Origin of the sequence: Streptomyces prasinopilosus (assembly GCF_001419695.1) — a bacterium.
In the GTDB taxonomy this organism is placed as follows: Bacteria; Actinomycetota; Actinomycetes; order Streptomycetales; family Streptomycetaceae; genus Streptomyces; species Streptomyces prasinopilosus.
The window spans coordinates 1-1,171 of the sequence record NZ_LIRG01000210.1 but is presented as its reverse complement, the minus strand read 5'-3'; the positions used below and the strand labels follow the sequence as shown (position 1 = coordinate 1,171).

Genomic DNA, 1,171 nt, shown 5'->3' with positions numbered 1-1,171 from the left:
GGACCCCGCGCCCGGGCGGCTGTCGCCCGCCCCGGTGCTCCGCCCCACCGGGGCGCGGGGGTCCAGGGGGCAGGGGCGTCCGCTTCAGACGCCGCTGCCGGCCCCGCAGGGGCCGTACAGGTCCAGCAGCCGGACCCGGGCGCAGTGCAGCCGGTGGGCGACCACGCGGCCCACCCACTGGGCCAGGTCCCGCCCGAGGGCCGGCTCGTCCTCGCACAGGGCGCGGACCCCCGCGGCGTCGAACTCGTAGGCCCGCACCGGGGTGGCCGCCTCGGCCCCCAGGTGCCAGACGTGCGGGCTGTACAGCCAGGACCAGCCGACGAGTTCGTTGTGCCCGAGCCGCTCGATGACGGCGGCCCGGCGGCCGGGGACGTGCATGTCGAGCTCGACGGTGCCGGTCCGCACGATCCAGAACCGGTCCGCGTGGCCCCCCTCCTCGAACAGCCGGGTCCCCTGCGGGAAGGACACCTCCCGGGCGGTCTCCAGGAGCTTCGCCCGGTGCTCGGCGGGCAGGGCGCGCGGCAGCCTGGGGGACGGAGGAGCGAACATGGCGGGCCTCCCTTGCGGGGCGGATGGACTGCCGGTGCGGTGGGCCGGGCGTCCGGTGAGATTCCAGCCTCCTGCGAACCCCGGCCGGTGCCCATGGGCCGTACGGCCCTGATCGGGGGCGTCCGTCCCTCCGTGGCGCCCTCGGCGCCCGTGCCGGGGCGGGCGGCCGGCCCCGGGACCCGGCTCCGTATCCTGGGGCCGGCCCCGGCCCGGACAGGGACCTGTGGCCCGTGTCGGCCGGCCGCCCGGCCGCCGATACTGAAGGTGTCCGCGGGGGCGGCAGCCTCGACGGCGGATCCGGCGGCAGCCCCGCCGACGGCTTCCACCGCAGTTCCGACAGCAGGAGGTACGCGCATGCCCCGCACCATCATCACCGGTCTCGACGGTTCCGCGGAGAGCCGGGCCGCGGCCGAGTGGGCGGCCCGCGAGGCGAAGCTGCGCGGCCTGCCGCTCCGGATGGTCGAGGTCCGGGAGCCCCTCCCGGAGACGGCCGCCCGGACGCCGTTCCCGGGTGCGGAGACGTCCCCGGCCGACGGTCCGGGAACCACGGAGGAGGCGGCGGCCGGGCTGCGGCTGCGCCACCCCGGGATCGAGGTCACCGCGGAGCAGGTCCCCGGCCGCC

2 protein-coding genes are annotated in these 1,171 nt (G+C 78.4%); one reads left to right on the top strand and one right to left on the bottom strand.

Features of this window, described 5'->3' with window-relative positions:
- Positions 1-84: 84 nt before the first annotated feature.
- Entirely contained in the window at positions 85-549 is a 465-nt protein-coding gene (locus AOK18_RS10440; protein ID WP_055570998.1) for a cyclic nucleotide-binding domain-containing protein, read from the bottom strand.
- Positions 550-903: 354 nt separating this feature from the next.
- On the opposite strand from AOK18_RS10440, the gene AOK18_RS10435 reads away from it, so the two are divergent.
- Positions 904-1,171 (top strand): universal stress protein (locus AOK18_RS10435; protein ID WP_167738666.1); only part of this gene is annotated, 268 nt, incomplete at its 3' end.